This window comes from Candidatus Neomarinimicrobiota bacterium, assembly GCA_012964825.1.
In the GTDB taxonomy this organism is placed as follows: domain Bacteria; phylum Fidelibacterota; class Marinisomatia; order Marinisomatales; family S15-B10; genus UBA2125.
Genome location: DTTI01000036.1, coordinates 1 through 9,266, shown reverse-complemented (window position 1 = coordinate 9,266; position 9,266 = coordinate 1). Strand labels below are relative to the sequence as shown.

Genomic DNA, 9,266 nt, shown 5'->3' with positions numbered 1-9,266 from the left:
ACGTTTGAAAATTGAGGCTGTGTTACATCATAGTTCAGGCTGGTAACGGTCGCTACCACTGCCTCATTACCCGCCGCATCGGATCCGGCCATTGACAGGGTGTAGATTGCTCCATCCGTGAGCAGAGCCTGATTAGTGAGGATGGCGGAACGACTCCCCTTCCCCATTTCCGGAACAGTGAGCTCAATAACCCGCGGCGACAGCGGGTCCGAATTCCCAGCAGTTTGAGTCCATGTGGCTGTCGCTTTTGTCAAGGTTTCTGACAGCGAGTATGAAACGTCAAGCTTGTTTATGTGACTCTCAGAAACGGGCGATTCCAGTGTTAAAACCGGCGGCACAGCATCATAGAGAATGCCGGAAAGGGTTGCTGGATCGCCTGCATTTCCGGCGGCGTCTCTCCCTTTGAGTGTAATCCTGTAACTTGCACCGTTCATAAGGGTCGGGCTGTTGGTGAGTGTGAACGCTGAGCGATTACCTGCTGAGAGTTCATCACCAGTTAATATTACTTCATGGGGCGAATTTGGATCATTCACTCCTGAGGTTCTCTCAAAATTGATTGAGCCCGAAGCAAGCTTTTCACTTAAAGAGTAGTTGACACTGGGTGAACTAATCGCGACAGCGTTGTTAGGGATCTCAAGGGCTAAAACTGGCGCTGAATTGTCAAAAGTGACAGCCTCAATGGACATCCCTGAGGCTGAATTATCAGCGGGGTCTTTACCCGAAAATGAAACTGAGTAAACCGCACCGCTCACCAGATTGGGGGGTCTGGATAAAATAATATCCGCATGTTCCCCTTGCGCCAACTCCAAACCAGAAAGCAGTATTTCATGGGGCGACAGAGGATCGGCTTCACCACCTGATCGAGTCCAGGTGACCGTACCTTCAGATAGCGTCTCGCTAAGTCTGTAAGAGAAGGCCGTTGAGTTTACCAGGGACGTTGGCGTGGGCGATGAGGCGACAATGGTTGGAGGTGTTACATCGAACATGATCTGTTCCATAGTGACAGTTTCACTCTCATTCCCGGCTCTGTCAATTCCTGAGAAAGTAATCCTGTAAATAGCCCCATCCATAACTGACGGTGGCGTTGACAGCGTCACAGACTCATGGGTACCTTGAGCCATCTCAGAAGAAGTGAGTGAAATTTCGTGTGGAGAGCCGCCGTCCGAAGCGCCGGCAACCTGAGTCCATACCACCTTGCCCTCTCTCATCACTTCTGACAGTGTGTAAGTCATTGCACTTGAACTGATGGCGGACATGCTGGCAGGTATTTCAATGGCAACAACCGGCAGGGAGACGTCGTAAATGATGCCAGAGACCAAAACACCATCTGCTGCGTTACCGGCAAGGTCCTCTCCAGTAAATGCAATGTCATACTGGGAGCCGTCAGTGAGATTCGGGGACTGGGAAAGGCCCACCCTGGGATGATCCCCTCCTCCTCTCTCGGCTTCGGTGAGAGTCACCTCGTGTGGTGAAATGGGGTCTTCATTGCCTCCCACTCGAGACCAAGTAACGGAAGCATCTCTGAGCAATTCAGACAGTGTGAAAGCCACTTCCTTGTTGTTCACAAACAGGTCAGTCTCCGGATAATTCACAGCAATTGTAGGTGGAATATCATCATAATTGAGGTCCGTTATAACGACTGGCGTTCCATCGTTACCGGCTAAGTCAACACCCGTGATAGTAACAGAATAGACGGCACCTGCAACAAGAGAAGACATTTCCGGTGAAGCAAAATCAGGGTGGTCTCCTGTTGAAAGTGCTTCATCGGACATGTTGATGATCCATGGTGAAGAACCGTCGGCCTCCCCGCCCGTCCTTGTCCAGGTAATGGCCCCTTCCATGAGAGTTTCACTAAGATTGTAAGTAAGTTTAGGTGCATTGATATAGTCACCCATAGCCGGCGAGTTAATGGTTAGTGTGGGTGGCGATGTATCAAAGCCGATATTTTCAACCGAGACAGGAACGGCTTCATTACCTGCCTTGTCATAACCGGACAAAAGAAGTGAATAGATGCTGCCGTCGCTGAGGGTAACTGAATCGGAGAGATTCACTTCCAGATGTTCACCCGCTGCAAGAAGATCACCGCTGATTATCATTGTCTGACTGTTGGCGGGGTTCCTTATATCCCGCCAGATGATCTGACCTGATCCCATATTTTCACTCAGGTTCAAGGATATTAACGGCTCGTCGATATAAACATTCGGTTCGGGCCCGGTGATGGTGATTAAGGGCGGGGTTATATCGTAAGCGATCCTCTCAATGAACACCTTTTGGGCATCATTTTCTGCCATATCCATACCATTGAAAGTAAGGGTGTAGACGGCACCGTCAGCCAGAACCGGGAGGTTCATCAACGCTACCGCTTCATGCTCTCCAGAAGTTAGTTCATTTTCAGTCAATTCAGATGTGTGAGGAGAAGCAGCATCATCTGAACCGTCTGTACGTGTCCAGACAAAGGATGCTTGTTGCATCTGTTCGGACAATGAATAAGAAGGAAGAATCTTATTGAGGAATGTGTCCGGCCTTGGATCACTGAGCGCTATAACGGGTGGTGTCACATCATAACGGAGTTCTTCAACCCTCACCGTATCGGACACATTCCCGGCATAATCAAAACCCGCAAATGCAAGATTGTAGAGTCCGCCATCCACCAGTAAAGGCGGAAAGATCAGCTCCCCTTCTGGATGTTCTCCCATTGCTAATTCATCAGAATCCAGCGGGACGGCGTGCGGTGAGGAAGGATCGTTGGGACCATCCACATGCGTCCAGAGCATAGATGCATCCTTGAGATTTTCACTTATAGTGAATGCTACGGATGTATTTTTTATTGCAGACTCTGATACTGGTGAGTTCAGAGTCAGAACTGGCGGTGTGTAGTCAACTTTTACTTCGTTGACCACTATTTCCTCCGCCTTATTGCCGGCGGCGTCTGTGCCGTTGAAAGTAACCGAATAAGTGGAACCGTCTGTCAATGAGGGTACAGAGGTTAGAAGCCTATCAAGCTGTTCCGTGGAAAGTTCTTCTCCGGACAACAGTAAATCATGTGGTGAACGGCTGTCTGCAGCGCCGTCAGTCTGTGACCAGGTGACGCGCCCCTCAGCTAATGGTTCAGATAGGCCGTAAGCTACCCGAGAATCAAGAACGTAAACGTCCGTCGTAGGATAAGTGACCGTAAACACGGGAGGTGTCAAATCGTAACGTAGATTTGACACTCTTGCCGTTTCCGACCGGTTGCCCGCCGCATCCCTCCCCATCAATTCAAGTAAGTATTCGGCACCGTCAACCAGAACCGGCGCTGTATCCAGTTCGATCTCTCCGGATAAACCTTCATCCATATGGTCTTCAACCAGATTTACCGAATGAGGCGAACCGATATCTTCCGGTCCGTCCAGCCAGGTCCATGTGACAGTTCCCTCCACTATCTGCTCGCTTAGGTTATATGAAAATCGGGTATGATTTACAGCACTGCTATCAGATGGTGTGAGATTTGAAATAACTGGAGGTGTTACATCATAGCCAATTCCTTCTAAAACAACGGCCTCAGCTTCGTTACCGGCCCTGTCAACACCTGTGTAGGTAATGCGGTAGACGGTACCGTCATTAAGGTCGGGCCATACAGTCGAATCAAGGGATGCATGCGGCCCCATGGAGAGCTGTATCTGAGGAATTGTAACCCTGTGCGGTGAACCGGGATCGGCACTTCCTGCGCTCCGCTGGAATACGAGTGAACCTTCCGAAATTTCCTCACTTAAGCTATAATTAATGTTGGGCGAATTGACATAACTGTTTGTCAGTGGATTTTCCATCACGATAACAGGCTTGGTAATGTCAAAATGAACAGAGTCAATTTGGACAGTTTCGGATAAGTTCCCGGCGGGATCGAGACCAACTATATTCACTTCATAGATGGCACCGTCAACAAGTTCCGGTGTTTCCCTTAAGCGACTCAGAACATGGGTCCCGGAATTCAGCTCCGGACCTGTCAGAGTCGAAACATGAGGTGAGTTGGGATCTTCCTCCCCTCCAACCTGCTGCCATGTGAGACTTCCTTCGGACAGGTTCTCGCTTAGCCAGAAACCTACCAGCGGCGCGTTTATGTATGAATTCATTGCAGGTATCACATCGGCAAAAATGGGCGCTGTGGCATCAAAGGTCAGCTTATCAATCACTACCGGTTCTGACATGTTGCCCGCAAGATCGGTACCGGTGACTGTCAACCTGTATATTCCACCTTCAACCAATTCTGGCTCATTGAAAAATTTTGTCTCAGGGTGATCACCTTCTGTCAATTCATTTGGGACAAAATCGACCACATGAAGACTGTCCCGATCTCTCGAACCGCCTGTGTGTTCCCAATGAGCCGTAGCCGAAAACATCGGTTCACTAAAATCATATGACAACATGGATGAAGAGACAAAGGTGCCGGCCATCGGTTCTGGCATCCCCACCACCGGAGGCTGAGCATCGTAAGTGATTTGAGTGACAGTGACAGTATCTGAATTATTCCAGGCCGCATCTGAACCGGCGATCTTCAACGTATATATGGCACCATCTAAAAGATCCGGTGCATTGGCCAGGATGACGGCTTCATGTAGACCACTTTTCAGTTCATCTCCCTGGAATTCAACAATGTGCCGCGCAGTGTCCATTTCCGGGGACTCGGACTCCCATATGACAGACCCAGACAAAATTGTTTCGCTGATGTGATAAGTTATACCGGTGGAATTGACATAGGCACCGCTATCAGGAGAAACTTGGGCAAACACCGGAGCTGTGGCATCGTAAATAACATTCTCAACAAGTATCGGTGCTGAATTGTTACCGGCCAGGTCCATGACATTCACGGTGATATTATAGACAGCACCTTCAACAAGTCCCGGCGGTACACCGATAATGGCGGATCTTTCATGATCTCCAACCCTCAGTTCTTCACCAGAAAGAGTTTGAACGTGACGCCCCACACTGTCGTTCTCACCGCCGCTCCATTCCCATATCACCTCACCAGAGATCAAATCTTCTGACACCGTGTACGCCACATCATAATTACGTGTCGGTGTGGAAGCGATGGGATAACTGACAATAAGTTCAGGAGGAGTTGTGTCGTAGATGATTCCGGCCACCGATACGGTGTCTGAAACATTACCGGCACTATCGACACCTACCATCTGAACGTCATAAACGGCACCATCCTTCAAAAATGGAATATGGATCAGTAAAGAATCAGCATGAGGTCCACCGGACAGTTCCAGAGATTCGAGCGATACAACGTGAGGTGAACTCACATCCTCTTCCCCGTCTGTTCTTTGCCAGATGACGGAGGCAGAAGATAGAGATTCACTCAGTTCATAACCTATAGCGGGGCGATTTCTGTAAGTATCGGAGGAAGGAGATGTAAGGAGAACTTCTGGCGGTGTATCATCGAATGTTACCCTGGCGGCTACTCTAGGTTCGGAACTTTTACCACTCAAGTCTGTCCCTTCTATGGTTATCTGGTAGACACCCCCCGAAACCAGCTTCGGTGCTTTCGCAAGGATAAAGCCTTCGTGTTCTCCTTTCGACAGTTCAGCTGCCTCCAGAGGTATGATATGGGGCGCCTTAACATCCAGTATACCGTCCACCCATTCCCATACAACCTGACCGGTTTTCAGCCGTTCACTTGAGGTGTAGGTAATTGATGAAGTTGGAATATGACTGCCGGTGTCCGGAAAGGTGAAAACAATTTCAGGCGGGGTAATATCGTACATGACATCTACCGCGGAGGCCCCAAGTGAGCGGTTCCCGGCAGGGTCAACACCCATGAAAGAGACAACATATATGCTACCATCCTGCAGGGAAGGTGCCACCTGAGCCATCACACTGTCGTGCACACCAATTGTCAACTCATCGGCCGGCAGTGTCATCATTTGAGGCGAAGAGAGATCGATCTCCCCCGCCACTTGTGTCCAGATGACTGTCCCTTCAGACAGGTCTTCAGTGAGAGTGTAAGTGACGTGGGATGACATGACAAAGGTACAGTCCGATGGTGTCACATTTGCAAACTCGGGCGCGGTGATGTCAAATTTCACATTAGAAATAGAACTGGGAAGAGCCTCATTTCCCGCCTTGTCCCGACCTGTCAGTTGTATCGTAAAAATTCCGCCATCGGTCAATCTTTCAACAAAAGTTGAGTCATCCAGACGATGATCTCCCAATGCAAGGCCTTCGTCTGAAATCTTAATGCTTACACTTCTTGAATCAGAAGCTTCAGCCTCCTCAAGAACCCAGTCTATTTCGGCCGACGCAAAATCTTCACTGAGGTTGTAAATCACTTCCCCGCCGCGAACGGAGATACCGGGTTCCGGTGCGATGGTGGCTAATGTAGGCGGTGAAGTGTCATAGACAATATTGGATACCTCTATAGATGCTGCTTCATTACCAGCCAGATCCTTTCCGTTCATAGTGATGCTGTATATGGCACCGTCTACCAGATGGGGACTGTTGGCGAGTGCTTCGTATAGATGCTCCCCTCCGTCAAGCTCGGTGCCTTCCAGTTCCACAATATAAGGTGCCCCATCATCAGGGATACCGCCAACGTGTTCCCAGCGAATTTGAGCTTCCATGAAGTCTTCGCTGGAGACGAAGCTCACCACCGAACTGTTGGCAAAACCGCTACTGTCAGGTAAATGCCAGGAGATCTCCGGATGTGTAGTGTCATAGACCACGTCGTTGATCGACAGAAAAGGACCGGGATTCCCGGCCATGTCTTTACCCTGAAAGAGAACCGTGTATATAGTTCCTTCGGCAAGCTGGATATCGTCTCCAAGTATGACCGAGTCTTGCTCTCCTTCTTCTAACATTCCTCTTGAAAGCCCAATGATATGAGGAGCACTTTCATCGCGCGCGCCCTGCTCCCAGACCCAGACCACTTCGGCTGTTGACAGTGCCTCATTAAGAGAGTAAGAGATGACTGGCCGGCTTGAGTACTGAGGAGCGTCGGCGGTGTAAATAGGCGGGGTGGTGTCGTAAGGGACCCTCGTCAGCAAGATCTCCCGGGCGGGATAACTGCTCTCTCCCACTCCGGTAAATCTCATCTTATAAGATGTGCTGTCCTGGAGTTTTGGGGCATAGCGTAAAAGTTTATCACGATGTTCTCCGCGACTCCGCTCTGACGCAATCAATTCGGCCACGTGAGGTGACAGGGTATCGGGTTTGCCACTGGCCCACTCCCAAATGACGGTCCCTTTTGCAAGATCTTCCTTGAGATGATAGGTTAGCTTTGGTTCGTTAACAGGAAGACCGTCTTCCGGAAAAGAAAGTGTGATAACAGGCGCAAAACCGTCAGAATCAATGGTCATGCTGTTCACCACTGTCAGAGTAGAATCGTACTCCCATACGTCCGTCTCGCCGGAACGGGCATCAAAGTTTTTCACATACCGCCGTACCACTTTTTTTGATGGCATGACAATCCAGTCTTCCTGGCGCACGTGACCATCGTCATCGTATTTCAATTCCATGACGCCGTACATAAATCCGTCCACATCGTAGAAACGGTAAACCTGCGGCTTGCTGTCGGGTCTGTATTCAATGGAAGTGAACCGATCATCGTAATCCTGAACAGTGCTGATGTCGTAAGTATAGCGGATGAACTTGTCGGACATGATCTCTTCCGAACCAAACTGGGTATACCTTTGGAGTGTGCTATCAGCAGAGAAAAGAGATTTCAGATGCAGCTGGCCGGTTGTGGTGTCATACTGGAATGTCTCAAACCGGTCGAGGCGGTTCCGGCGTTTATAAAAGGCTTTCCGGACGAGTTTCCCGTCTTCGTCGTAACGGGCCTGGATAAATGACCTGAAACCGAGGTCATTCTCAGAGATTTCTACTCCACTCAGAAACCTCCGTTCGGACCGGAAATAGCGGACGTCACCGGTCCGCCCAGAGATCGTACCTACAGTGATGAGTAATATGAAACCTACGAGCCTTACCACGGAGAGAGAGTTTAATCACCGCGGTAAAGAGTTTCAAACCAAATCGGCTTTACGGTTTGTGAGGAATGCGGAGATGTTCATCAATTACCCAGGTAATGGACCAGTTATGACCCAAGCGTCTGCCGTTCATGGTGTCCGGCAAGAGTGTCACTTCGCTATTGTACAAATTGACGTCCTGAGGATCCTGTTTCAGACGGTTGAATGCATTATCCAGCATATGTTGTGTCCGCCACTGAAAGTGAGCAACATTTTCTTCCCATTGAGGAAAACTGAGGACCCCATCCCGTAGCTTTGGTAGTTCACATCTTTTGTTAAGCCTGGCATATCCTTTAAGTGGGGAAGCAATAGTGTGAATTTCCACCGGGATGTTTATGTGCATCAATGAAGCCAGATATGTAACCACCAACCCGCCGGAGCTGTGACCAAACAGAACAATCCTGTCAACACCGGGAATTTGTCCCGTGATATCTATGAGGTCCTTTGAGAGTTGCAGTGCCGAACTGTCCGGACAGACATCCCAGTTATAACGGTAGAAGTATGTGTGCCTGTATTCTCGAGCCAGATTTTTCAGAGGCCCCACCCATTCATAACCCTGAGATTTGGTGCCATGGATACCGATAACAACCGTCCTAAGTTCATAAGAGGAATCATCGTGGATTCGGGTAAAACCGCCTGACTGAGCCATAAGTTTCTGTCCGGAGGCCTTGACTTCATTGCCAAGAAGTAGTTCCTCTGTCTGGATAACAATAGCTGAATCAGCTGCCGGTACCGCGAAAAGGATTGCCCCGAAGGTGATAAAGAAAATAAATGCTTTAACGGGCCGGGTTTTGTTCATGTTGTCAGTCATTGTAGCTGATCCTGTTCAAAAATTAAGTAGAAACTGACCTCCTTTGGAATGTCATAAGCGCCGGCGAGGACTTTTTCCGCACATGGTGTAAATTGCCCCACTATCATGAAAAGCGTACAAGTCCACCGAAGTTTTCTTCTGCTGGTTCTTGCTCTGTCTTTGTCTCATGGCCAGCAGCTTGCAATACTGGATATCGCTCCGGTGGAGATCCCAGAAACGGACGCCCTCACCCTTTCAGAGCATTTCAGAGAGGTGGTTAGCAGTAAGATCGGCGAAAGTATTATACCTATTGATAAGGTACGGGAGGTTCTATCGGGAGATAAAGTGAACAATCGGTGGTGCGCTGAAGAGTGGTGCGCCAGAGAGGTGGGTGAACTGCTTGGTGTGGAGAAAGTCATCGTTTCTTCCATCTGGAAAGACGGTGAACTGTACAAGTTAAACGGGAAAGTGGTGGT

General features: G+C 49.3%; 3 protein-coding genes. 1 reads left to right on the top strand and 2 read right to left on the bottom strand.

All coding sequences use genetic code 11. From position 1 onward, the window contains the following. Positions 1 to 7,964, bottom strand: a 7,964-nt coding sequence (locus EYO21_03355; protein HIB02849.1) for a hypothetical protein, incomplete at its 3' end; no start/stop codon positions are given. Between the two features lie 49 nt (positions 7,965 to 8,013). After that, positions 8,014 to 8,811, bottom strand: coding sequence for an alpha/beta hydrolase (locus EYO21_03350; GenBank protein ID HIB02848.1), 798 nt, complete (start codon positions 8,809 to 8,811; stop codon positions 8,014 to 8,016). A 105-nt stretch (positions 8,812 to 8,916) separates the two neighbouring features. On the opposite strand from EYO21_03350, the gene EYO21_03345 reads away from it, so the two are divergent. After that, a partial coding sequence (locus tag EYO21_03345) for a hypothetical protein (protein ID HIB02847.1) occupies positions 8,917 to 9,266 on the top strand: 350 nt, incomplete at its 3' end.